General features: G+C 56.3%; 16 protein-coding genes. 6 read left to right on the forward strand and 10 right to left on the reverse strand.

Annotation, left to right across the window (positions count from 1 at the left end):
* Window positions 1-48: 48 nt before the first annotated feature.
* Entirely contained in the window at window positions 49-1,215 is a 1,167-nt protein-coding gene (locus tag HNR64_RS03350; RefSeq protein ID WP_204995135.1) for an alkane 1-monooxygenase, read from the reverse strand.
* Between the two features lie 209 nt (window positions 1,216-1,424).
* Here HNR64_RS03350 and HNR64_RS03355 point away from each other — a divergent pair, with 209 nt between their 5' ends.
* On the forward strand, window positions 1,425-2,027 hold the full coding sequence (locus HNR64_RS03355) for a TetR family transcriptional regulator (protein WP_204995136.1): 603 nt from the start codon (window positions 1,425-1,427) through the stop codon (window positions 2,025-2,027).
* A 29-nt stretch (window positions 2,028-2,056) separates the two neighbouring features.
* Here the strand turns inward: HNR64_RS03355 and HNR64_RS03360 are convergent, their stop codons facing one another.
* From HNR64_RS03360 to HNR64_RS03385, 6 genes are all read right to left on the reverse strand, one after another.
* A complete protein-coding gene (locus HNR64_RS03360; RefSeq protein ID WP_204995137.1) occupies window positions 2,057-3,553 on the reverse strand; it encodes a CoA-acylating methylmalonate-semialdehyde dehydrogenase in 1,497 nt (498 codons plus the stop codon).
* 80 nt (window positions 3,554-3,633) lie between these two features.
* The gene (locus HNR64_RS03365; RefSeq protein ID WP_204995138.1) at window positions 3,634-4,530 is read right to left on the reverse strand and encodes an alpha/beta fold hydrolase; all 897 of its coding nucleotides are present in this window, start codon (window positions 4,528-4,530) and stop codon (window positions 3,634-3,636) included.
* 66 nt (window positions 4,531-4,596) lie between these two features.
* Window positions 4,597-5,475, reverse strand: a complete 879-nt coding sequence (locus HNR64_RS03370) for an SDR family NAD(P)-dependent oxidoreductase (RefSeq protein WP_204995139.1) — start codon at window positions 5,473-5,475, stop codon at window positions 4,597-4,599.
* A gap of 36 nt (window positions 5,476-5,511) precedes the next feature.
* Window positions 5,512-8,121, reverse strand: coding sequence for a TonB-dependent receptor domain-containing protein (locus HNR64_RS03375; protein ID WP_204995140.1), 2,610 nt, complete (start codon window positions 8,119-8,121; stop codon window positions 5,512-5,514).
* Between the two features lie 152 nt (window positions 8,122-8,273).
* Window positions 8,274-8,783 carry a hypothetical protein gene (locus HNR64_RS03380; RefSeq protein ID WP_204995141.1) on the reverse strand — a complete coding sequence of 170 codons (510 nt, stop codon included), beginning with the start codon at window positions 8,781-8,783 and terminating at the stop codon, window positions 8,274-8,276.
* Window positions 8,784-8,810: 27 nt separating this feature from the next.
* Entirely contained in the window at window positions 8,811-10,904 is a 2,094-nt protein-coding gene (locus tag HNR64_RS03385) for an LruC domain-containing protein (protein WP_204995142.1), read from the reverse strand.
* Window positions 10,905-11,183: 279 nt separating this feature from the next.
* Here HNR64_RS03385 and HNR64_RS03390 point away from each other — a divergent pair, with 279 nt between their 5' ends.
* From HNR64_RS03390 to HNR64_RS03400, 3 genes are all read left to right on the forward strand, one after another.
* Window positions 11,184-11,651: a hypothetical protein gene (locus tag HNR64_RS03390; protein WP_204995143.1), complete on the forward strand. Its 468-nt coding sequence runs from the start codon at window positions 11,184-11,186 to the stop codon at window positions 11,649-11,651.
* Window positions 11,652-11,779: 128 nt separating this feature from the next.
* Window positions 11,780-16,645: an NAD-glutamate dehydrogenase gene (locus HNR64_RS03395; protein ID WP_204995144.1), complete on the forward strand. Its 4,866-nt coding sequence runs from the start codon at window positions 11,780-11,782 to the stop codon at window positions 16,643-16,645.
* A 42-nt stretch (window positions 16,646-16,687) separates the two neighbouring features.
* Entirely contained in the window at window positions 16,688-18,175 is a 1,488-nt protein-coding gene (locus HNR64_RS03400) for a PQQ-dependent sugar dehydrogenase (protein ID WP_239547565.1), read from the forward strand.
* On the opposite strand, the gene HNR64_RS03405 is transcribed toward HNR64_RS03400, so the two are convergent.
* Window positions 18,155-18,613, reverse strand: coding sequence for a response regulator (locus HNR64_RS03405; RefSeq protein ID WP_204995145.1), 459 nt, complete (start codon window positions 18,611-18,613; stop codon window positions 18,155-18,157). The two genes, HNR64_RS03400 and HNR64_RS03405, sit on opposite strands and share 21 nt — an antisense overlap.
* Window positions 18,614-18,905: 292 nt before the next feature.
* On the opposite strand from HNR64_RS03405, the gene HNR64_RS03410 reads away from it, so the two are divergent.
* Entirely contained in the window at window positions 18,906-20,600 is a 1,695-nt protein-coding gene (locus tag HNR64_RS03410) for an NAD-dependent malic enzyme (protein WP_204995146.1), read from the forward strand.
* A gap of 16 nt (window positions 20,601-20,616) precedes the next feature.
* On the opposite strand, the gene HNR64_RS03415 is transcribed toward HNR64_RS03410, so the two are convergent.
* Complete coding sequence (locus HNR64_RS03415; protein WP_204995147.1) at window positions 20,617-21,516, reverse strand: alpha/beta hydrolase; 900 nt, start codon at window positions 21,514-21,516, stop codon at window positions 20,617-20,619.
* Window positions 21,517-21,622: 106 nt separating this feature from the next.
* Between HNR64_RS03415 and HNR64_RS03420 the strand changes: the two genes are divergently transcribed.
* On the forward strand, window positions 21,623-22,657 hold the full coding sequence (locus HNR64_RS03420; protein ID WP_204995148.1) for an esterase/lipase family protein: 1,035 nt from the start codon (window positions 21,623-21,625) through the stop codon (window positions 22,655-22,657).
* Window positions 22,658-22,672: 15 nt separating this feature from the next.
* Here the strand turns inward: HNR64_RS03420 and HNR64_RS03425 are convergent, their stop codons facing one another.
* Window positions 22,673-23,953 (reverse strand): NADH:flavin oxidoreductase/NADH oxidase family protein, encoded by a 1,281-nt coding sequence (locus tag HNR64_RS03425; protein ID WP_204995149.1) that lies wholly within the window; start codon window positions 23,951-23,953, stop codon window positions 22,673-22,675.
* Between the last annotated feature and the right edge of the window lie 67 nt (window positions 23,954-24,020).

Below are 24,020 nucleotides of genomic sequence, written 5' to 3' on the forward strand. Positions count from 1 at the left end.
CAAACTGAGGCGCCGCCTAAGCGGCGGCGACAGGTGTGTTCGTGTTGATTAGGCCGCTAGGCCCTGATTGCTTGACGTTGGGTAACGGCGTTTCAGCTTCTGCGCCTTACTGGGGTGCAAATGCGCCTGACTGAGATTGCCCTGATGGTGAGCGACAACTTTCGGGTCCATCACTCGGAACCACAGTGGCGGAAAGTAGGCGAGGATCATCATCGACGCATAGCCAGAGGGTAGCTGTGGGCTGTCGCTAAAGTGCCGCAGGGCCTGAAACGCTCGGTTGGGATGGGCGTGGTGGTCGGAGTGGCGCTGCAGCTGATAGAGCAACAGGTTGGTAACGATGTGGTTGCTGTTCCACGAGTGCTTGGGCAGGCAGCGCTCATAGCGCCCCTTTTCATCTTGCTGGCGCAGCAGGCCGTAATGTTCAACATAGTTGATGACTTCCAGCAATGACGCGCCGAGGGCTGCTTGAACCACCAGAAACGCCAGAGCAGGCCAGCCCAGCCAGAGCGTGCATGCCGCGAACAGTACAATCGTCATTGACCATGCCTGAAGCACGTCATTGCGCCAGTGCCAAAAGCTGAGGCCTTTGCGCTCGAGGCGCTGTTTTTCAATTTCGCATGCTGAGCGCAAGCTGCCAATGACGGTGCGGGGCAGAAAGCGCCAAAAGCTCTCTCCCATCCTTGAGCTGGCGGGGTCTTTGGGAGTCGCGACGTTGCGGTGATGACCGAAGTTGTGCTCGACATAAAAGTGGCCATAGGCGACGGGGGCCAGTGCCAGCTTCGCCAAAAACTGGCTGAGAGCGTCGCGTTTATGGCCAAGCTCATGACCGGTATTGATGCCGATGCCGTTTACGTAAGCACAGCTTAACAGGGCGCCAGCGATACCCCAGGGGCCAAGTTCGGTGCAGGCAAACCACACGGCGATTAACGTGCCCACGTATTGCAGCGGGATATACGCGTAAACAATGTAGCGGTAATAAGGGTCGGCCTCGAGTTGCGCAACAGCGCTCTCTGGTGGGTTTGAGCGGTCAGTGCCAATGACGAAATCCATCATCGGGATCACCAGATACACCATGAAAGGAGCAAACCACCAGCCCCAAATTTGTCCCGTTGTCATGTAGATGGCGGCGCCAACAATGGGGAACAGGGGAACCAATAGGCCCAAGGCCCACATATAGCGCTTGGGGTCGCGCCAGTGTGTAGTGCTTGCAGACATCCGAAATCGCCTCGCATTAAAGTTAACATGTGTTAAGATGGACTTTAGTTCATTAACTTAACGGGTGTCAAGATTTTATGCGAGGCACTGGTGGCTTCGTGAAATGGGCTATTTTTGTTGTGTTATCAACGGTTTGTGTGAATGTTGTTGGGCGCTAGTCGTGTGATGGTGTTAACATTTGTAAAAATGCGTTCACAGTTGAGGAGAAAATGAGCGAGAGCAAGCCCAAACAGAGCCGCAAGGGGAACAAGGAAAAGTTGATGAATGCGGCCCTGAACCTTTTGGCGGAAGATCAGAGTGGTTTGTCTGGTATCAGCCTGAGACAAATCACCAAGGCCTGTGGTTTGAGTCCCCCGGCGTTTTACAGCCACTTTTCCTCGGTGGAGGAACTGGGATTAGCGCTCGTTAATGAAGTGGGCAGCACCCTGCGCGAGGTGTTGAGTAGCGTCAGGGACGCGGAGTCAGAGGAAGCGGTTATCGAGGCGTCAGTGCAGGCGGCGTTTGGGTATATTCGCGGCAATGAACCGCTGTTTATTTTGATCGCCAGAGAACGGGCGGGGAGTTCTTCGCTATTGCGAGGTGCGATTCGCAATGAGGTGCGGGAAATTGTTGAGGACATGGCGACCGACTTCCATCGGCGTGGGCTCTTTGAACGCTTTGACCTCGAAAGTAAGTATGCCGCTGTGGCCGCCATTATTTCACTGGGCCTCAGTTTGATCCCCGACATTCTCGATGTATCGCGGGACTCACCCAGCGAGGGCGATCGCCTGCTCGCTGAATTTGAAAATCAAGTAAAGCTCATCTTGTTTTAGCGGGGTCGCCTTTTTGGCGACCCCTCTAATTATTTCAGAGAAATGGTCATATTCGGCGCGCTTGAGCTGGCGTCGTCTTCAGGCCAGCGCGCGGTGATGGTTTTCGTCTCAGTGTAAAAGCGCACCGCCTGTTTGCCGTAGGCATGCAGGTCGCCCATGAATGACTTCTTCCAACCAGTGAATGAAAAGAACGGCAGCGGGACGGGAATGGGAATATTAATACCCACCTGGCCCACTTCAACCTCGCTTTGGTAGCGGCGAGCCGCGGCGCCAGAGGCGGTGAAGATCGACGTGCCGTTGCCAAAGGGGCTGCTGTTGACCAGTGCCAGCGCTTCGTCGAGGTTGGCGACCTGCATGGCGCACAGTACCGGGCCAAAAATTTCTTCCCGATAGATGCGCATGTCGGTGGTGACATCGGCAAATACCGTGGGGCCAAGCCAGTTGCCGTCGGGGAAGTCCGCAACCTGGCATTGGCGGCCGTCGAGTTTCAGGTTTGCCCCCTCATCCACGCCAGCGGCAATTAAGGCCTCCACGCGCTGTTTGGCTGCCGGGCTGATCAAGGGGCCGTAGCCGGCCTCGGGATCTTTCCAATGTCCGGGGCGAATTGCCCGGAGTTTCTCAGTAAGTTCGTCCAGCCACTGAATCGCATCGCCCACGAATACCGCCACGCTTATTGCCATGCAGCGCTGACCCGCGGCGCCGACAGCTGCGCCCAGCAAATTATTGATCACGGTGTTTTTGTCGGCATCGGGCATGATCACCATGTGGTTTTTCGCACCGGCCATGCACTGCACGCGTTTGAGCTGGTGGCAACCGCGGCGATAAATATGCTCACCGACGGGAACCGATCCCACAAACGAAATCGCTCGGGTCAGTGGCGCATCAAGTAATGCATCGACCTGCTGTTTGCCGCCGTGCACCATTTGCAAGACGCCTGCAGGGCAGCCCGCCTCTTCAAAGAGTTCAACAAGTCGCAGTGCGGTCATTGGCACTTGTTCAGAGGGCTTGAGGATGAAGGTGTTTCCGCAGGCGATTGCCAGCGGGAACATCCACAGTGGAATCATCGCTGGGAAATTAAACGGCGTAATGCCTACGCACACTCCCAGTGGCTGGGTGATGCTGTAGGTGTCGACATCGCGGGCGACATTCTCAACGGTTTCGCCCATCAGTAAGCTGGGGATATTGCAGGCCTGCTCGACAACTTCAATGCCGCGCCAGACATCGCCCTTGGCATCCTCAAAGGTCTTGCCGTTGTCTTGGGCCAGAATTTCCGCCAGTTCATCGTGGTGGGCTTTTAGCAGGTGCTGATAGCGCAACATCAGCCGTGCGCGTTCGGGTACTGGCACTTTCCGCCACGATGCAAAGGCTTTCTCGGCGCCTTCAATAGCGCGTTCAATATCGGCCTCGCTGCTGTAGGGAAGGTTGGCAAGGTGCTGCTGTGTGGCGGGGTCGACAATGCTTTGCGACTCAGTGGATTGTCCCGGCAGGTACTCGCCGTTGATGAACTGCGGAATGATGGTCGTCATGGCTCACCTCGCTGTGGAAAGTGGCTCAGTGTAGCAAGGCTGGCGCCATAAAAAGAATGCCAAGTGCGGACAGCGTTGATCTACAGCAATTGTTGCTCGCTCAACCAGCGCCGGGTTATGGCGGCAACCTGTTCGTCATCCTCTTGCAGGGCCATATGGCCGACGCCGGCGATCACAGAGTGGTCGACGCAGGGCGAGCACCGCCGCGCGTGAAACTCAAATACGCTGGGTGGGTAGAGGTAGCTGTGTTCGGCGCGCAGCAACAGCGTTGGCACCTTAATGGTTTTCAACGCCTGCCAGGGGGAGTCAACATGGCTGAAGTTGTGTGCTTCCCACGCCGGTAAGTAATTCAGTTGGTAACCATCGTCGACGGGGCTAAGTACAGCGTTGGCGTAATCGACAAAAGCCTGTTCAGAGAAGCGCTTATATATAGGTTTTTGCGCGTGATAGTCGATGAACTCGCGGTGGTCAGTCCACTGTTGCCGCCGCCCGCGTGTGCGTTTGACGAGGCCGATATGGCGTGTGACCCACGGGGAAATCAGCTTTGGAAACTTAGGCAGTAGGCGGCCGGGCAATGTGGCGGGGTCGTACATCACCAGTGCCTTGAATAAATCAGGCCGACGCGCGGCGGCGAGGGCGCTTACCGATGCGCCAATGGAATGTCCCAGTGCCACGACCGGGGCTGTTTGTTGGTGCTCGAGAAAGGCAATCAGGTCGTCGGCGTGATCTTGCCAGTTAAAACCTCGCGGTGGCTGCGCATGCGGCCAGGCTCCGCGGTTTTCCATGCCAAGCAGAGAAAAGTCGTCGGCAAAGTGGCGTAGAAAGAACTGGTAGCTGGCAACGGGAAAGCCGTTAGCGGCAGCGAAATGCAGCGGCTGCTCGCCCTTTCCGCCGTGGAGCCAGGCCGCGGGGCCGCGGCCAAAATCGTGTTCTACGCGCGTTAACATGGCGCCCTCCCGGTTGCTGTGGTTACCCATGTGGGCGCACCGGCGGCGCATCCACATGGGGCATTCTTACACCTGGGGTGGGCGTGGTTTCAGTAACTATGCGTGCAGGCCGTGCTCAATCGGGCATTCCCCACGAGCGAGTTTGCGCGCGCGCTCCACCAGTGTGTCTTCCATCGACTCGCGGCCAATCATAATCACAAAGTCGCCCTGATGCAGCCCATCCAGAGCAAACCGTGCCAATTCGTCCAGGTCTTGTACTGGCAGGTCTACGCCGATTTGCTTCATGCCCTCCATAAACTCGTCGAAGGTCATTTCTGCGCCTTCGGGGGCAGGCTTTTCTCGCGCTAGCTCAGCGGGGCGGTTGCGGCGCGTGGTCCAGATGCCCGTTGGCAAGATACCCCCGGACGGATAGAAGATGCAGGCGCGCAATTTACTTTCCTGGCCGACAAGCTGTGCGTTTAGACACTCCGTCATGATCGACACCCCGGCTTTGCTCGAGGCGTAGACAGATTGGTCTGCCAGCGGTGAAATGCCGCCGTCCCCAGAGCTGGTGTTCATAATAATGCCTTCTTCACCGGACTCCAGCATGCGTGGCACAAAGGCCTGAACGCCGTGGGCGATGCCGCGCAGATTCACGCCTAATACCCACTGCCAGTCGTTGGGCGTGGTGTCCCACACATTATTGTTGGGCACGCTAACCCCGGCGTTGTTGCACAGCACGTGGCAGGCACCAAATTCGCTGAACACCGCATCGGCCAGAGCATTGACCGACTCGGGTTTGGATACGTCGGTGACAACAGCGCGCACCACACCCCCTTTGGCGGCTAACTCGGTTGCCGTTTTATCCAGTGCGGTTTTCTCCACGTCGGAGATCACCACTTTGGCGCCTTCCTCTAAAAATGCATTGGCGAGTGCGCGGCCAATGCCGCTGGCGCCGCCGGTAACGACAACGACTTTTTCTTTGAAGCTTTGCATGGTTTTCTCCTTGTTATAAGTAGTGTGTTGCCAGTGTTAGAACAATTGTCGAAGATCCAGGCCGAACATTCGGGGTTCGCCCCAGGCCTGGTTATAGGTGCCGGATGAGTCGGCAACGGCGACGACGCCGATGCGGTATCGCTCGTCGGTGATGTTCTTGGCCCAGGCCGATACGCTTAAGTCACCGGCCGGGTTTTGCCAGGTCAGGCGGCCATCTAGCAGTGCATAGGCGGGCTGGCCGGCCTTTTCCGGTGAGTCTTTGAAGGCGGCATAGGATGCCGGGTCAAAACCGTAGAAAACGTCGCTTTTGTAGCTGAGGTCGAGGCGAGAGGTCACTATGCCGATGTCGCCGGACCAGGTGTATTGCACGCCAAGCGAGGCTGACTTGTCCGGGGAGACAGGAAAGGTCTCATTGCTGCGATCGACGAACTTTTCCTGGCCAACGATGGCCGACTGCAGGTCCAGCTCGGTGAATTCTATGTATCGATAGTTATTGATGCTGAGGCTGGCGTTAATTTGCAGTGCCGAGCTGGGAAGCCATAACAGTTCCAGCTCCGCGCCGCGTATTTCAGACTGGCCGGCATTGCCGAATACCACAACAACGTTTTGTGCCGAGTCTGAGCCGACGGCAATGAGTTGTTGGTCGTCAAAGTCCATGTGGTAGAACGCGCCGTTAATACGAACACTGCGCTCAAAGGCATCGATCTTAAAGCCGATCTCGTTATTGGTGACGACCTCCGGGTTGATCCGCTGCAGGCCGTCGACGCCCCGCGGCTCGAAAAAGCCCGACTTAAAGCCGCGGCTCCATGTGGCGTAAAACAATGCGCTGTTGAGCAACTCTCCGTCTAGCCAGTGGTCCGGCAGTGTGTAGGCCAATGACACCATTGGCGTGGCCTGGCGAAAGGTTTCGTCGCCGATATCCTTGCGGCGGGTATTCGGGTCTAAGGGATAGTCGTGAAGGGCATCGCCGTCGGCGTCTGGGAACAGGGCCGCGGCAATGCTCACTGGATCGTCTCGCCAGCCCAGGGGGCCGAGGTAGGGGAAAAAGCCGCCGGCACCGGGGCCAAACACGCCGATATTAGTGCCGTTACCAAACAGGCCGCTGCCGAGCAGGCGCTGCTCAATTGCCGCCATGTCGGCCTCGGTGGTGCTGAGTTCGGATTGTCGCTGCTCTTCGGTAATGCGGTAGCCCAATGTGAGCTCTAGCTGTTGGTTGATATCAAAGGAGGCTTGCGTAAAGGCGGCGAGGGTGGTGTTTTCCAATTCGAAGTCCGAAACCACCAGCGGGGCACCGATAAAACCGACCAAGGGCACGGTGCCGCCCGGCACGGGGCGTGTGGGCGACTGGCTCAGGGCAAGCTCTGCCAGGGTCTGCGAGTCGATGCCACGAATACTGTTAGAGACGGTGAAGTTCTCGCTGTTGGTTTCCTGCATGGCAAATAGGCCGGCGGTATAGCGCAGGCGTTGTTCAAAGGCTGAACCATTGAGCTGCAGTTCAAAGCTGTAGGAACGCCGGTCGCTGTCCTCGGTATTAATGTAGCTACTCCACAGCGCGGGGCCGCCATCGGGATCGCTGGCCTGTATTGGGCCTTCCTTCTCACCGCGCAGGCCGATAACGGACTTCAGGCTCAGGGTGTCGCTGATCTGCCAGTCAGCGGTCGCCGCGAGCAGCGCGGTATCAAGATCCTTCTGCAAGCGCGGGTTGGGACCCTGGTTCGATTTTAAATCGCCCAGGCGCTCCCGGGAGTTGGCGTCACAGTTTTCCTGAAAGGCCCGCAAATTTGCAGGATCCGTGTCGCCGGGGTGGGCAACCCAAAGGCCCTGTATATACAGGGCCTCCTGGCTGGGCACAGAACAGTTGATACCACTGAGGTTTTCGCGGATTTTCCCCAGAAATGCCTGGGTATCCAGACTGAAATGCTCACTGGCTTCCCAGCGGGTTTGCAGCAACAGCGACTGGCGGTCATTGGTGGGGTTGTTCTGGCCGGTGGCGACATTCTCGAAGTAGCCATCGTCTTTGGTGATGTTAATCGCTGCGCGGGTGAAAAAGTGATCACCGATTGGCCAGTTTACACCGGCTTTCAAGCGTCGCTGGGCGTAGTTGCCGACGCCTGCTTCCACATACGCTGCGGGCTCGGCGTCGGGCTTTTGCAGGCTGACCACCATGGCGCCACCGGTGGTGTTTTTCCCGAAGAGAGTTCCCTGTGGGCCACGCAATACCTGAATGCTGGCGATGTCGACGGTATCGAGTAGCTGGCCGTCTGAGCGGGGTAGGAATAAATCGTCTAAATACACGCCTACCGTGGGATCAACGCGGGCAAAACCGGTGCGTTCACCAATGCCGCGAATGTAAATTTGGTTGGCCTGGCCCTTGCGAATCTCGAGGCTGGGAACCGACTTGGTTAACTCGCTGGTGTTGCTAATGCCGCGCTCGCGGAGACTGTCGGCGCTAATTGCCGTAACGGCAATAGGGATGTCCTGCATACTCTCGCTGCGCTTTCGCGCTGTCACCAGCACTTCCTCCAGCACACCTTTTTGTAAGGTGTTGTCAGCGGCTGACTCGGCGTTGGCAAACGGGCTAATACTTAGGCCGAGGGCGATGCCCCCGGCGATAGCACTGAGGCTAGGGCGTGCAAAATAATCCACGATGACTCTCCGGCGAATTGGCGGGCGGTAATACGCCGCCGTTTAATTATTGTTATAAGTAGTTTTTCTACCTTGAAGTATTTTTACACCATAGTGTAAAAATACTTCAAGTGCCGGTGCTATAACTTTTTGTCATGTAGGGGGGACTGGCCTTAGCGAATTTCAATAAATTCCTCATCGCGGTACTGCCGCTGCCAGACGCGATGCTGGGTCTGATCCGGGGTATCGAGTTTCCAGATGCTCACCAGCAAGGTGTCGTCAGTATTGCGAGCTTGCACGGTGTAATCGCTGTTTCCTGCGACGTAGGTTTTCAATAGGCAGCTTTTTAAGTCGACGTCGAAGCCGTCGGCATTTTCGCTGTAGTTGCGGCAAATAGTCAGGAATTCATTGCCGCCGCTGTCGCCAATGTAACTGGTGACGGTCAGCGTGTAGTCTTGGCGAAGATCAAAGCCCTCGGGCACTTGTAAATCGGCGGTGGTTTCCGCGGGCGGCTGCGGTTCGTCGACAACGACGGGTTGCTGAACGGGCGCTGGGGTGATGTTTGCGCTGTCGCTGTCGGCAGTACTTGCCGTATTGTTTCCACCGCCGCCACCACCTCCACCACCACAGGCGGTAATGGCAAGGCTAAGGCAGAGTGGTGCGATAAGTGAGTGGCTGCTCATAATAGTGACCTCGGTGTGTCGCCGTGTTTAGCGGTTGAAAATGTTTTTGGTGTTGGCGTTTTCACGGTTGTACCAGTCCAGGTGTTCTTTTCCCGACGAGCGTATGTGGTCGTGGAATTTGGGGTAGGCGTAGTGAATGTCCATGTACTCTGAGGGGTAATCCCATTTTGCCGGTATGTTCATTGCCCAGGGCATGTTGTTTTGGTTGACGTAGTACACGTTGGTATTGCTGGCGTCGTCACCTCTGCCAAGAAAATTCTGTTGAAAGGCGCTTGTTGGGGCCATACCCCTGAGATGAATTTCGAAGCGGCGTCCCGGTGCTTCTCCAAACAGATAGTTTCTTGCGTAGCCTGGCGTGGCGAAAAGAAATGGGTCGAAGGGGAAGTCGCCAAGGCGCTCTGATGGCACGCCTGTTTGCAGCGTGATCGTGGCACTAAAACGCATTTGTATGTTCGAGCCGCAGCCGGGCTCGGTGCGGTAGTAGCGGCAGTTTTCCCCCGGGGTGGTGTATTGGTGAAGGTCCTCTGCGATGATCACGATGGCGTCATCTTGATCTGGCTCCATGACGCTGGCTTGTGGAAGGCCGTTGATCGATAGGTGGCTCAGTGCTTCGATAACATCGTCGCGGTTAAGTCCGGGAAGGCGAAAAGCAAAGCCATTGTGGTAACTCGCGCCATGGGCGACGACTTCCCCTTCTATCTCGATATGGGTCAGCGAGTTGCCGAGTTGGCGTTTGGCTAAGCGATATTGAATGACTACATCATTCATATCGTAGTCGCCCATCAGCGGCCAATTATCCTCAAAGGCCAGTGTCGCGCGGTCATTTTCACCGGGGTAAAAAATGGTGGTGGCGGGCTGTTCAGCAATCTCAATGGCGTAATCTTCCACCTCGCCGTCGGGTGCACCACCCTGACTGGTCAGCCGGGGTGTGGTACTCAAGCGAAAGCGCATCCAGCTTTCACCGATCGCTGCATCGGTGGGGGCGGTATAGGAGAGCATTGCCGTTCCGGCCGCGACTGGATGGTCCACCAACCACTGTTCGTCGTCGCTGAAATTGCCGTCGCCATTCCAATCCGCCCAGGCACTGAGCAAACCTGCGCCGCTGCTTTCAACTGACACTAATGCGCTTTTCCCACGCAGAGGCGTATTAAGAAAGGCAACGCCATCATTCTCGGTTGTCGCGTTGCCTAGCTCGGACAGCTTGGCGTCGGCTTCGTAGCTGATGCTCGCGCCCAGATAGAGCTCACCGTTGCCCTTGGCATGGCGGGCACCGTTGTTTTGCAGCGAGCTAGCGTAGCTGTCCGGAGCGCTGCCGAAATCCGCGATGGCGATGCCGCTGGTAACGATAGGGGCCAGCGCACACCGGGCGCCATCGTTGTTGCTGGAGGCCGGGCCAGAGGCAAAGCGAACGGCTTTCGGCGTGCTTTGTGAAACGTCAATTTGGAAGATGAGGCCATCGTTGTTGCGGGAAATATAGAGGTTGCCATCAACGTCGAAATAGGCGGCGCCAAACGTTCCTGATTCGCCGGTATTGCCGAGCTTTTCAGCGGTGTTGTTCGAAATATCTATCTTCCAAAGTGCGCCTTGGTTATCCACGGCATAGACCATGCCGTTGCTGGGGTGGAAGGCCATATCGTAAATCTTGAGATTCAGTGCCGCGCCGGAAATAACTTTCTGCAGCGATAGATAGTCATCGCTGAGACTGTCCAACGAGAGCCGATACAGACCGTAATCGCTACCGCTTCGGTAGAAGTAGTAGGCGTTTTCCGTGGGCGATATATCACCGACAAAGAAACTTAAGCCCTGCATATTGGCATTGAGTTCCACCACGCTGTTGTCAGCGCCAAGGCGGCTGATAGAGCCCGTTTCGTAGTTGTAGGCGTAGAGATAGCTGTCACTTAAATTGAAGGCGAGGGCATTCATTTTGGCACTCGTCCAACCCGGCGTGCTCAGCGGCTTACTGAAGCCGGTGGCGAGATCGACGCTGTACAGCTGCGCCACCCTGTCTTGAATAAGAAAGGCCTCTCCGGGGCAGCGCTCAAAGGGCAGGGCATACGTCAGCGAGGTGGTGCATGAAAGCAGGCTTACAAGGCCCAGAATTTTGCGTTTCATATTGGTCATCACTTATTCGTTGGCAGATGTCCTACTAATCGCAAAATTGATACCAATTAAAAAATCCTTTTATTTCATGGTTTTGGGGTTTTTGGCGGGAAGCTCTATCGGTTTTTCGCAAATTGCGACGCTAAATGCGTAGTCCCTCGCTCAAGTGGGCGGTGTTGTGAACCGAGTGGCGCTGAGGGCGGGCCTGGTCCGGCAGGCACAAAAGTGTGGAGGTCAGGTGCTTCAGTTGGGGTTAAGGCAAACCTGATTAGGCTAAAAACTCTAATGGAGGATATAGCGATGAACAAGACAGGTAGAGTGTCGTCAGAAAACCATCTATTGGCGGCGGTGGTCGTATTGTTGGTCGGCACAATGGCATTGCCAAGCCAGGCGCGTGCCGACAATGCTGAGGTTGCTGCTGCGGTGTTGCTGGGTGCCGCAGTGGTTTACGCCGCGCACGATAGCGACGCCAGATATGTGCACCGTCACCATGCACATTGTGGTCACCGGGTGGCGAAGCACCCTAATTACCGGCGCGGTTATCAGCATGCCTATCGATCCGGCTATCGAGATGGCTACGATGATGGCGCTTACGATTACAGCCGCCCCCACTATGGCAAACACCATCACAAACGCGACTATTGGCGTCACCACAGCAGCCGCTACGACCGGCACTATCACAAGGGCGGCCACCGTCCCCACAAAAACCACCGGGTTCATGGTAAGGGCAATGACTGGAACACGCGGGTGATTATTCGCGAATACTAATGCGCCTTTGCTGCCATGTGTGACGGCGCTTGCGGCTTGGCGGGCGGCCTGCCAGACAGCTGCTAGACTCAGGTTGAGCGGCGTGTCTGGCAGGCCGCTTTGCTTTTTTGCAGAGTGAGACCGTTGATATGACTAACCTGAACATTAGGCAGCAATTACTCAAGCGTATCGCAACGGTTGCGGATAAACAGCTGGATGGGAGTGACGCGAAGGTTTTTCGTCAGTTTCTCGATCAGGTGGTACATGTTCACCCTGACGAGAGCCAGCTGAGTTGGGAAGCTGATGCTAACTTCGGTTTGTTATATGGCTTGTATGACTTTGTCTCCCAGCGCGCTGAATCGGAGTCATTGGTCAAAGTCTTTAATCCGGACCTGGAAAGCGACGGTTGGTTAAGTAAGCACACCGTAATCTACTACTGCCAGCCCGATCGCCCATTTCTCGTTGATTCTCTGCGTATCGCGTTGAATAACTCCAACCTAAATGTGCACGTGTTTGAGAGCAACTTAATGTGGGTTGAACGCAGCCCTGAGGGAATATTGGAGTCGCTCTCGACGAGTCGCAATAGTGACGCCTGTTGCGAAAGTGTCGGCTATGTATTGATAGACACCTGCAGTGATCAGAGCGTGCTTCATGCATTGACTTCCGATCTGCGCACCGCCAGTGACGACGTTGAGCGAGTTGTCGAGCACTTCCCGGCGATGCTTGAGCGTTTGCAGGCCTGTATCGACGAAAGTGAGCGAACCTTTGGGGAGGATAACGAAGAGGCCGTGTTTCTGCGTTGGCTGCGCGATGGCAATTTCACGTTTTTGGGGATGTCGGACTTTCTTCTCTCCAGCCAAAATGATCAACCCTACATTGCCGAGGTACCGGATAATCAGTTGGGCCTAATGGGTAAGCGCGCGCCACTGCCCGCTGTTGCCTTGACTGAATTGTGCCAGGGCTTTGCCGACTTCTACGCCCAGCGATCGGCATTGGCGTTTACGAAAACCTCGCAAAAATCGACGGTACACCGCCACGTTTACGCCGACTATATCGTGATAAAACGTTTCAATGAGCAGGGCCAGGCGGTTGGTGAGACAAGGGTGCTCGGCCTGTATACCGCTGGTATGTACTACCACAGTGTCGAGCGAATACCGCTACTGCGCAGCAAGGCGCAATGGTTGCGACACCACTCCCAGCTTGATGGCGCCAGCCACAATGGCAAAACCTTCGCGCTGATCATTGAGCGCCACCCCAGAGACGAGCTCATTCAGGCTGAGCAAAGCGACCTGCTCGACGCGCTCCTGGCAATTTGGAAAATTTACGAGCGGCGCGCAGTGAAATTGGTGCTGCGCGTTGATCGCTTTGAAAAATTCGTGAGCTGCATCGTTTACTTGCCGCGCGAAGCGGTGAAGATGGAAAAGGACATCGAACGACTGCTTGGGCAAGCCATTGGCAGTAGCGATTGTGAGTTGTCCACGCAGTTTCTTTCGGAATCGGTGCTGGCGCGCATGCAGTTGGTTTTCCGCATTCACGATCAGCAATTTCGTCAGCTTGATCGCGGAGCCCTGGAAACTGAGATTATTGAATTGTGCCGGGACTGGCGGCAGCGCTTTACCGAGCTGTGTATTGAGCGCCATGGCGAGGAAACCGGTCGCTCGTTAGCCCTGCAATACCAGCAGGCATTTTCTGCGGCTTATCGGGATCGTTTTTCGCCGCTGCTGGCGGTGAATGATATTGAGCTCTGTCGGCGCCTTACAGACAGCAGTGATATCAGCATCAGCCTTTTTCATCAGGCCGGCAGTGACGATAATCGCTTGCGCTTAAAGCTGTTTCATCGCGAAGAATCGCTGCAGCTATCAGATATATTGCCGATGTTGGAAAAAATGGGCTCGCGGGTATTGGTGGAGCACCCGTATCAAATTTGCCCCGACGGTGAAAGCGATATCTGGATGCACGACTTCGTGTTGGAGCACGACCTGGGCGGCGGTAGGAAACTTAATCTGGAGTCAGTGCGCGACAGCTACGAAGACGCTTTGCGCGCGATCTGGCAGGGCAAGGCCGAGAATGACAGCTTCAATCGTCTAGTCATTGGCGCCAGATTGGACTGGCGTTCTGTGGCGCTGATTCGCGCCTATGCGCGCTACATCAAGCAGCTCGGCTCACTGTTGAGCTTGGACTTTATCGCCTCGGTATTGAGCAGTAATGTCGATATTACTCGGGATTTAATGGCCTTGTTTCGCTGCCTGTTTGACCCGAGGCGCGGCGCGCAAAAAAGCAGTGAAGAGCGCGAAAATAAGCTACGAGACGGCATTCTTCATGCGCTGGATGAAGTGCAAAACCTCAATGAGGACCAGGTGCTGCGGCAATACCTTGAGTGTATCGACGCCACGCTGCGGTGTAACTTCTTTCAACAGGATGACGCGCTGCAATACCGCGATTGTATTGCGTTGAAGATCAGCACCCGCGATCTTAGTTTTGCGCCAGCACCTCGCCCTGAGTACGAGATATTTGTGTTTTCGCCGCGTGTGGAAGGCGTTCATCTGCGGGGCGGCAAAGTTGCGCGCGGTGGCATACGCTGGTCTGACCGTCTGGAGGACTACCGCACCGAAATCCTGGGGCTGGTAAAAGCGCAGCAGGTGAAAAATGCCGTCATAGTTCCCACCGGTGCTAAAGGGGGCTTTGTCGCCCGACGCTCGGCGCAGCTTGAGTCGCGAGAGGAGCTGTTTTCCGAGGGCGTGGCCTGCTACAAATTGTTTATTGGCAGCCTGTTGGATATTACCGATAACCGCGAGGGTGATCGTGTGGTGCCGCCCGAGTCTGTCGTTTGCCGCGATGACGACGACCCCTACTTGGTGGTTGCGGCGGATAAGGGCACGGCGAGTTTTTCCGATATTGCCAATGATATTGCCCTCAGTCGCGGCTTTTGGCTGGGCGATGCTTTTGCCTCCGGGGGCAGTAACGGCTACGACCACAAAGCGATGGGAATTACCGCCAAGGGTGCTTGGGTCGCGGTGCAGCGGCACTTCCGTGAGCTCGGCATCGATGTGCAGCGCGATCCCGTGACGGTGATCGGTATCGGCGATATGGGCGGGGATGTATTTGGTAACGGCATGTTGTTGTCCAAGTCGCTGAAGGTGGTTGCCGCCTTCAACCACCTGCATATTTTTATTGACCCAGCGCCCGATGCAGAAGCTTCATGGCAGGAGCGCAAACGCCTATTTGAGCGGCCTCGGTCGAGTTGGGCCGACTACAGTACCGAATTGATCTCGACGGGCGGTGGCGTCTTCTCGCGCAGCGCCAAGCAGGTGCCATTGTCGCCGGAAATGCAGCAGCTGCTAGCCTGTGACGACGCCGCACTCACTCCCACGCAACTGATTCGCCGCCTGCTGCAGGCCAAGGTAGACCTGATTTGGAACGGCGGCATTGGCACCTATGTTAAAGCCGCGGAAGAAAGTCATGCCGATGTTGGTGATCGCGCCAATGACCCGTTGCGGATAAATGGCAGCGAGCTGCGTTGCCGGGTATTTGGTGAGGGCGGAAATCTCGGCGTTACCCAGCTCGGGCGTTTGGAGTTTTGCCGCAATGGCGGTATTTGTAATACCGACTTTATCGATAACGCTGCTGGTGTGGATTGTTCCGATCACGAAGTAAATATAAAGATTCTGCTCAATGCACAGCTCGAGTCTGAGGACTTAACATCCAAGCAGCGCAATCAGCTGCTTGCCGATATGACGGATGATGTGGCGTCCTTGGTGTTGCATAACAACTACCGTCAGACCCTGGCAATCAGCCTGGCAAGCTATAGCCGAGACAAGCACCACCACGACTACCTTCGCTTTGTTGAGCACCTGGAAGAGACGGGGGCGCTGAATCGAGAGTTGGAGTTTTTGCCTGATAACGAGCGTATTAACGAGCTGCACAGCGAGGGGAAAAGCTGGACGCGACCGGAACTAGCGCTGCTGGTTTCCTACGCCAAAGTTGAGCTTAAGGAACAGTTGATGGCGCTGGCGGATACCGACGACCCCTGGTTGCTTGAGCGTGTATACAGGGCCTTCCCTCAGCGTCTTCGTCGCGACTATGCCTCACAGATTCGCGACCACCGTCTGGCCAGGGAAATCATTGCCACGCAGTTGGCCAATGAGCTGGTGAACATCATGGGCTTTCGCTACATCCATCGTCAGGAAATCTCCCTGGGGGCAACAGCAGTAGAGACAGCCTGTGCGTTTGTCACCGTCGTCGAGTTATTTGGTATTGAAGGGCTGTGGCGCCGCGTAGAAGCGTTGGATCAAGGTGTCGATAGCACCGTGCAGTACGCCTTGTTTCACCAGATTATGCGTCTTGGGCGACGCAGCACGCGCTGGTTTTTGCGAAATATCCACCATATACAGCCGTCGCGATTGATTGAAAAAATGCAGCCGGGCTTCGCCGCGCTCATGCCGTGCGTGGTGGAGAATCTGCGCGGTGTATGGGCAGAGGAATACCGCAGCAGAAGCGCGCGCTGGATAGATGCCGGGGTGCCGGAAGAATTGGCGACCACGATTGCGGCATTTGATGCCTATTTTATGCTGCCAGGCTGCGTGGATGCCGCCTTGGAAGTTAATTGCCCGGCGGAGCGTTTCAGCAAGTTGCAGTTCGCTCTGCTAGAAACCTTGCAAATGGATTGGGCGCTGCAGGTGCTAATTTCCTGGCAGCCGGGTGGGCGTTGGCAGGACCTGGCGCGGGAGTCCTATGTGGATAGCCTGGAGTCATTGTTGCGCCAGCTAAGCATTGGCCTGTTGAGCGACGCGCAACGGAGTTTGTCTGACATACTCGATAGCTGGCAAACTGACAATCAGTCGCGCTTGAGCCGTTACAATACCATCATCGACAGTGTCAGAATTGCCGCGGCCGAGGATTTGTCGGTGTTCACTGTGGTGTTGCGAGAGCTTCAGGATCTGGTTGACGCGTCGTTGGCTCAACTGCCCGATTCGTCGCTGCCACACGCCACTGGTGAAGTCGGTGAGACGTCATAAGGCGCTGTTGAGCCGAAATATACACTAAGGGGAAATACACTTTTGAAACGCACGTTGGTCTTTGTTTTTTCTGCGCTGTTACTCTGTCTGATCCTGATTGTCGCCAGCCCGTTTGTCTTGATTCAATTTGGCTCGCCGGGTATGGCGACGGCCTCCCGGGCGCTGTTGCATGCGGCCGTTGGCTACAGCGATGCCGCGCCGATGGATGGCGGTACTGATCTGACAGTCGCGGAGGGGTATCGCGTTGATGTGTATGCCAGTGGTCTTGGAAATATTCGTTTTCTTGCCATCACCTCAGGTGGCGATCTTTTTGTCAGTCGCCCGCGCACCGGTGAAGTGCTGCGTCTTGCTGCAGACCACAATGGTGATGGCTTGCCCGACGCTCAAGAGGTCGTGCTGGCGGGGCTGACGCGTCCCCATGGTCTGGCATTGCGAGAAAATCACTTATATGTTGCCGAGTCGAATGCAATTGGTCGCGTGGCGCTGGACAGTGATGGCCGCATTCAAGGCGATTACCAACGGTTGGTGAGCGGATTTGGCGATGGCGGCAACCATTGGACAAAAACCATAGCGTTTGGCCCAGATGGCTGGCTGTATCTTAGCTCCGGGTCCACCTGTAATGTGTGTGAAGAAAGTGACCCGCAACGCGCGACGATCATGCGCATGCAAGCGGATGGCAGTGGTCTGGAAATCTATGCGCGCGGTTTACGCAACAGTGTTGGCTTTGACTGGACGCCCTGGGATCAGCGGCTTTTTGCCACTGATAATGGCCGCGATTTATTGGGTGACAACTTCCCGCCCTGCGAGCTGAATGAGGTGGTGCAGGGCGGCTTCTATGGTTGGCCCTACTACAATGCGGATCAGCTGGACCCGGACTTCGGTGAGAAAATTCCGCAAGGTTTGCCGCAAAACAGACCGCCTGCCCATAATTTCCCCGCGCATAATGCCCCCCTCGGTATTCGTTTTTTGCGGCACCAGGACGGGCCTTACGCGCGCTCGGCCCTTGTGGCCTTGCACGGCTCCTGGAATCGCAGTGAGCCAGATGGCTACAAAGTGGTGTCACTTCACTGGCAGCAAGACGGCAGTATTGTCCAGCGCGACTTTTTAAGTAACTTCCTGCAGGCCGACAGCTTGCTGGGTCGCCCAGTGGATGTTGTGGAGGCGGCAAGCGGAGAGATATTTATCTCCGATGATTACAGTGGCCGGGTCTATCGTGTGCACCGCGGTGAAGCCAGTCGCGCAGCGGTTAATACCCGTGCTGAGCACGACCAAACCGATCCACTGCGCGACTACAGTCAGCGCGATCGCGAGCGGCTTGTGGCAATGGGTGGTAGCTTATATGAACGCTATGCCTGCGCCGAGTGTCATGAGGGTAAAGGATTGCGCCCCCTGCAAGGGTTGGCGGAGCGTTATTCTGCGCAGAGCTTGATGAGCTTTTTTATAACGCCGACACCACCGATGCCTCAGTTAAATTTAAATGAAGCGCAGCGCGAGGCGTTAATGGTGTATTTATTCGCCGCAGAGAAGTAGCGGTTGCTGGCGCATCATCATGGAACGCTCCTTGTCCAAGCGTCTCAAGCCTGCCTGAATGCGAGCGCGAAGTTCTTCGCTGGCGGCAGGCTTGCAGATAAAGTCGTCGGCGCCCGCGTCCATGGCTGCGATCATGTCTGCCCGGTCTTTCCGCCCCGTCAGCATAATGAAGTAGGGTGCGCCCATTGCAGGGCTCTGACTAATGGTTTGGCAGAGCGCTAATCCAGTGATCTTGGGCATTTGCCAGTCGCAAAGCACAATGTCGATATGCTCAGTCAGTAAAATTTGCAGTGCTTTGCTGGGGTCGTTACAACACAGGGCTTCAAAGTGATGCCTCCTTAGTAAGGCCTCCATTCGGAACAGCTCTACGGGAGAGTCATCGATAATGAGTATGCGTGACGACTCAATCGGGCTGGGGTGATTCGCAATGTTACGCATCCAAAACGCTCCGGCGCGCATATCTACTGCGCAGTGTGAATTTCCTGAGGTAATTGGTTGCAAGTTTTGCTCCATGTTTAAGTCATTGAAAATAAAGAGTATTTATTTTATTCCGTTGCCGGTTTTGTGCTTGCGTCGCAGCTTGCATAGCAGTTTGCATGGGGCGTGTTACCCTGTGCGAGCTTGGCAATCGTCGCATAGACTTTAGTGGTATTTATTTTGTGATTGGCGTTATTCATGTGTAGAATGGCGCGCCGAGAAGCTGTTTATACCCCTCCGATACGAGTCCATTATGAATTCTGAGAAACCGCTGTATATCTCTTACGCAGGCCCCATGTTGTTGGAAACCCCGCTGCTAAATAAAGGCTCGGCATTTACTGAAAAGGAGCGTCGCAGCTTTAACTTGATGGGGCTGTTGCCGCCGCGCTACGAAAATATCGACGAGCAAGTCGAACGTGCCTATATGCAGTACTGCAGCTTCGATGAGCCGATCAATAAACATATCTACCTGCGGGCGGTGCAAGACAACAATGAAACCCTGTTTTATCGCCTGCTGAATGATCACCTTGAAGAGATGTTGCCCATTATCTACACCCCGACGGTAGGCGAGGCTTGCGAGCATTTTTCCGACATTTATCGCAGTGCCCGCGGCATCTTTGTCTCCTATGAAGACCGTGACTACTTGGATGACATTTTGCACAGTGTCAGTAAGGACCGAGTAAAAGTGCTGGTGGTCACCGACGGTGAGCGCGTGTTGGGTCTGGGCGACCAGGGCATTGGGGGAATGGGTATTCCCATAGGCAAACTATCTTTGTATACCGCCTGCGGTGGAATTAGCCCCGCGTACACATTGCCGGTTGTGTTGGATGTGGGCACGAATAATCAAACATTGCTCGACGACCCCATGTATATGGGTATGCGTCACCCGCGTATTGAAAAGGATGAGTACAACGCCTTTGTCGACCAGTTTATCGACGCGGCGCAACAGCGCTGGCCAGGTGTGCTGATTCAGTTTGAAGATTTTGCTCAGCCCAATGCCATGCCGATTTTACAGCGGCATAAAGAGCGTGTTTGTTGCTTTAACGATGATATTCAGGGAACTGCTGCAGTGACCCTGGGGACGGTACTTTCCGCGTGTAAGCGCAAGGGCGAACGGCTGCGGGATCAGAATATCGTGTTCGTCGGTGCGGGGTCGGCGGGTTGTGGCATTGCCGAGCAATTGATTCGTGCAATGGTGGAGGAGGGCTTGAGCGACGCCGAAGCTCGCGCCCAACTCTACATGATCGACCGCTTTGGCTTACTTATGCAGCGCATGGACGGGCTGTTGGATTTTCAGGCGGCGCTGGCTCAGCCCGAATCGGCGGTATCGGCCTGGCAGTATGATGGCGACTATCCCAGCCTGTTGGATGTCGTGAGTAATATCGATGTAGGTGTGCTGATAGGTGTTTCCGGCAAGCCTGGTCTGTTTACCGAAGAGGCAATTCGCCGTCTGCACCAGCGTTGTGAGCGGCCCATCATCCTGCCATTAAGTAACCCATCAAAGCATGTTGAGGCGCGGCCGCAGCAGATTCTTGAATGGACCGATGGGCAGGCTATCGTCGCCACCGGCAGCCCGTTCTCAGCGGTGGAATACGCGCAGCAGCGCTACGAGATTTCGCAGTGCAATAACAGTTATATCTTCCCTGGAATTGGCTTGGGAGTGGTGGCCAGTCGCGCCAGCCGCGTCAGCGACGAAATGTTAATGGCCGCCAGTCGTTGCCTCGCCGAGGCCGCTAGCCAGTATCACGATAAACGTAATAGGGTGCTGCCGCCGCTAACCGAGCTCGCTGAGTTGAGTCGTGCCATCGCCTTTGCCGTTGCCAAAGTGGCTCAGGCGCAGGGCCTGGCCCGCGAGCGCAGTGACGAAGAGTTACGCGCAGATATAGAGCGCAACTTCTGGACACCGAGTTACCGAGAATACCGGCGCATCGCAGCGAGAGCGCGTTGACGCCGGTGCAGGTTGGTTATTGAGTGCCGTTTAAGTGCTTTTGGAAAAAGGCGATCTGATCACTCACCGCCTGTTCAAACGCCTCGCCAACATAAATATCGAAATGGCCGATATCGTATTGTTTGAGCGTGGCTTTCGCGCCGAGCTTATGCGCCAGCTTGATCGCTGCCGAAGCCGGTGCCACGGTGTCGCGCAAACAGGCTTGAATCAGCGCAGGGCAATGGACTTGCTTTGCCTTGAGTGTGGGGCGATAGGTGCCTAGCGCCAGGGCCAGGCGGCCAGCCATGGCATTTTGCCAGTTATCGGGTTGAATAGCGCGGTAGCCACTCCAGGCGTCGTGGCTGCTCATGGCGGCAAAGCCACCGGGCTTAGCGATAATGGGCACCATCACCGGTGAGCCGCCAAGGGCGGATTTGGCCAGGTCGGCCACGCCGTAGGCGCTGAGTTTGAGTAGCCGGCCGACGCCTGCATAGCCGAGCATGGCCGCTACCGAGGCCAGACCGTCCATCATCGGCCCCTGAGCGGCCACGGCGGCCACACGCTTATCGGCGGCCGCCGTACTGATCACATGCCCACCCGAGAACGAACTGCCCCACAGCGCAATGCGCTTGGCGTCAACATTGGGCAGGGTTTCAGCAAAACTGATGGCGGCGCGCCAATCCTGCAGCTGTTTGGAAACAGACAGCAATTGCCGGGGTTCACCGTCAGAGGCGCCAAAGTGGCGGTAGTCAAATAGCAGCACTGCAAAGCCCGCGTCGGCAAACCGCTGGGCGTAGGGCTCCAGGCCCGCATCCCGTGTACCGCCCAAACCGTGCGCCATCACAATGCAGGCTTGTGGTGTGGCCGTGGGGTAATGCCATGCGAGGCAGCGAGTGCCCTGGCTTAAAAATTCGACATCCTTGCGTGGTAGGCTCATAGCGTCTCTCTATAATTATGTAAAACGGACGATTGATCAGCTGCGCGCCTTGCCAAACAATGAGCGATCTCGCAGCGCCAAGCGCTAAACCTACCGAGGGTAAGCCATGTTTGACCATGTGAAAAAAGGACGTCTCACAACACTGGGGTTGTTATTCATCGCGGTATTAACCGCCTGTGGAGGCTCCTCGTCGGGCTCCGGTTCCTCCGGTGAGCGTTTTTCTGAGCCGACCTTTGAAACAGAAATGTCGGTGCTCAACGAGGGGCTGGTCTGTAACCCCTTCACCGAGAGCGGGCCTGTTGTGCTGCTGGTGCACGGCACGTTTACCCACGGCGAAGAGCAGTGGACGTGGAATTACGAGCCCCTGCTGTTGGGCGAGGGTTACGATGTTTGTATTGTGACCTACCCCAACCGCGGGTTAAGTGATGCGCAGATTGCCGCCGAATATGTGGTGAATGCGATTGATCAAATTGCCGACTCCGGGCGCAAGGTATCCATTGTTGGTCATAGTCAGGGCGGTATGGGGCCGCGCTGGGCAGTGCGTTGGTGGCCGAGCCTGCGCGACAAGATTGAGGACATGATTCTTCTGGCAACGCCTAACCACGGCCTGGAATTTGCGCAATTAACGGCACTCGGCCTGCCCATGCCGGCAGTGTTTTTTCAGTTCGGACAAGAGTCGAACTATATGCAGGCGCTGAATAGCGACGATGAAACGCCGGGTGATATTGATTACACCAATATCTACACCCAGTTTGACGAGCTGGTGCAGCCGGTGTCACCAGTGCCAACGGCGGCGTTGGATTGGCAGCAGGACAACCCCAGGGTTGCCAATATCCTGATTCAAGATGTTTGCCCGGGACGCATTGTCGAGCATGCGACGATCGGTTTGACCGATCGTGCGACCTACGAGCTGGTGCTAGACGCCCTGGCCAACGGTGGGCCAGCCAGTCCAGAGCGGGCCGGCGGCGAGATATGTGGTTTACTGCCATTTTTACCCGAGCCGGCGCTATCGCCAAGCCTGCTTACCGATTTTATCGATGTGTTTACCAGCGAAGGCGGTCAGGGCTTCCCCGACCTATCACTGGTGACCGAAGAGCCGCCCTTAAAACCCTATGCGCAGTCGGCGGTGCAGCCTGAGTAGATGGCTGCAATCGCCCTAGCTGTTCCGCGCCACTCGGCGCTTCGCCAATTTGCGTTCACCAATCATGTGCTTGGCGGCGCGGCGCAGCAGGCCGGTGTCTTCGACTGGCGGCTTGCCCTCGGCGAGGTTGATGATTTGTTGGTAGTACCACTGGGTCGCCAGACCAAAATTCAGGGTGCGAAGGGTGCGAAGGGTGCGAAGGGTGCGGTTGGGGCTGTTGGGGCCGAGCCAACCGGGGCCGATGCGCAGCTCTTTTTCCCAGGCGCGAAAACCGAGTTTTTCGCCACGCAACAGGGGTTTTACATCGGGCTCCATGCACAGAGGCCGCGCAATGCCCACCACATCCATCGCGCCACTATCCAGTGCAGCTTGCATGGCGTTGTAACTGCGGAAGCCGCCGGTCACTGCCAAGGGTATTGAGGTGACGTCGCGAATGCCGTTGGCGTAGTCCAAAAAGTAGGCCTCACGCGCTTGGCTGGCGGCGGCGCCTTCTTCCTGGTCGCCCATCAGTGCCAGTTTTTCGTAGGTGCCTCCGGAAATCTCCAGCAAGTCGATGCCGGCTGCCGACACCCAGGCCGCGACTTGCAGACTTTCGTCGTGGCTAAAGCCACCCTTGGAAAAATCGGCGGAGTTGAGTTTCAGGGCTATCGGGAATTCGGGGCCGACCGCCTCGCGACTGCGGCGAATGACCTCCAGCAGGAAGCGAGCGCGATTCTCGAGACTACCGCCCCACTGATCCTGGCGGCGGTTTGCCAGCGGCGACAGAAATTGGCTGATCAAGTAGCCGTGGGCAGCGTGAATCTGCACGCCGCTAAAGCCGGTTTCCTTGGCGATGCCGGCAACGCGCGCATAGCCACTGATTGCACGCTCGATGTCGTCTTCGGTCATGGGGCGGGGTTTGCCGAACATGCCGGCCAGATCAATGCCCACATCCGAGGGGGCCAGTGGCTGGTGCGATACGACCTTTTGGCACTGTCGCCCCGGATGGTTGATTTGCATCCACAACTGGTTACCGGCGACCTGTCCGGCTTTTGCCCAGTGTTTCAGCTGCTCTTCGCCGCCGTTGTGGTCGATTACCACGTTGCCCGGGCGCTCTAAAAAACGGTGGTCGACCATCACGTTACCGGTTACCAGGGTGCCTGTGCCGCCCTCCGACCATGCTTGGTAAAGTCTGGCGAGCCGCGGGGTGGCGTGATCGTGCTCGTCGGCGAGGCCCTCTGTCATCGCAGATTTCAGCAAGCGGTTGGGCAGTGTTGCGCCGCAGGGAAGCGTAAGGGGGTCGCTGAGTTTTGGCATAGCCGGGGTCCTGTGTTTATTGTTGTGACGATCGATGGCGAGGCCCAGTGTAGTCGGCTGGCGGATA

The sequence above is a fragment of the Spongiibacter marinus genome, from assembly GCF_016906995.1.
Classification (GTDB): Bacteria; Pseudomonadota; Gammaproteobacteria; order Pseudomonadales; family Spongiibacteraceae; genus Spongiibacter; species Spongiibacter marinus.

Bases quoted from the DNA above. Each gene is read 5' to 3' on its own strand.
- HNR64_RS03350 (WP_204995135.1), bottom strand. From the start codon at position 1,215: ATGTCTGCAAGCACTACACACTGGCGCGACCCCAAGCGCTATATGTGG.
- HNR64_RS03355 (WP_204995136.1), top strand. From the start codon at position 1,425: ATGAGCGAGAGCAAGCCCAAACAGAGCCGCAAGGGGAACAAGGAAAAG.
- HNR64_RS03360 (WP_204995137.1), bottom strand. From the start codon at position 3,553: ATGACGACCATCATTCCGCAGTTCATCAACGGCGAGTACCTGCCGGGA.
- HNR64_RS03365 (WP_204995138.1), bottom strand. From the start codon at position 4,530: ATGGGTAACCACAGCAACCGGGAGGGCGCCATGTTAACGCGCGTAGAA.
- HNR64_RS03370 (WP_204995139.1), bottom strand. From the start codon at position 5,475: ATGCAAAGCTTCAAAGAAAAAGTCGTTGTCGTTACCGGCGGCGCCAGC.
- HNR64_RS03380 (WP_204995141.1), bottom strand. From the start codon at position 8,783: ATGAGCAGCCACTCACTTATCGCACCACTCTGCCTTAGCCTTGCCATT.
- HNR64_RS03385 (WP_204995142.1), bottom strand. From the start codon at position 10,904: ATGACCAATATGAAACGCAAAATTCTGGGCCTTGTAAGCCTGCTTTCA.
- HNR64_RS03390 (WP_204995143.1), top strand. From the start codon at position 11,184: ATGAACAAGACAGGTAGAGTGTCGTCAGAAAACCATCTATTGGCGGCG.
- HNR64_RS03395 (WP_204995144.1), top strand. From the start codon at position 11,780: ATGACTAACCTGAACATTAGGCAGCAATTACTCAAGCGTATCGCAACG.
- HNR64_RS03405 (WP_204995145.1), bottom strand. From the start codon at position 18,613: ATGCGTAACATTGCGAATCACCCCAGCCCGATTGAGTCGTCACGCATA.
- HNR64_RS03410 (WP_204995146.1), top strand. From the start codon at position 18,906: ATGAATTCTGAGAAACCGCTGTATATCTCTTACGCAGGCCCCATGTTG.
- HNR64_RS03415 (WP_204995147.1), bottom strand. From the start codon at position 21,516: ATGAGCCTACCACGCAAGGATGTCGAATTTTTAAGCCAGGGCACTCGC.
- HNR64_RS03420 (WP_204995148.1), top strand. From the start codon at position 21,623: ATGTTTGACCATGTGAAAAAAGGACGTCTCACAACACTGGGGTTGTTA.
- HNR64_RS03425 (WP_204995149.1), bottom strand. From the start codon at position 23,953: ATGCCAAAACTCAGCGACCCCCTTACGCTTCCCTGCGGCGCAACACTG.